This is a genomic window from Shewanella sp. SR44-4 (genome assembly GCF_014163715.1).
GTDB lineage: Bacteria > Pseudomonadota > Gammaproteobacteria > Enterobacterales > Shewanellaceae > Shewanella.
Window position 1 is genome coordinate 1 of sequence record NZ_JACJDU010000175.1, and the last position, 256, is coordinate 256.

The following is a 256-nucleotide window of genomic DNA, read 5'->3' on the forward strand; positions in this document are numbered from 1 at the left end:
ATTACTAGCTCGCCAACGCTTTTCGCAAGTTATTACGTCCTTCATCGCCTCTGACTGCCAAGGCATCCACCGTATACGCTTGGTCACTTAACCATACAACCCAAATGAGTTTCACTTGCGTGAACCTCTGGGTCATATCATGACCAGCTGGTTTTTACTTGTCTCACCTCCGACCAGGAAGTGGACTCGCCTTAGTTTTTAGAATATTCAAGACACTTAAACAGTGTTTTGAGAACTCAAGTGTTAATGCTTTCGC

The 256-nt window shown here is 44.5% G+C and carries 1 rRNA gene; it reads right to left on the reverse strand.

Annotated features, from left to right (window positions below):
- Window positions 1–93 (reverse strand): 23S ribosomal RNA (locus H5125_RS21955); the annotation flags it as partial.
- Window positions 94–256 lie beyond the last annotated feature (163 nt).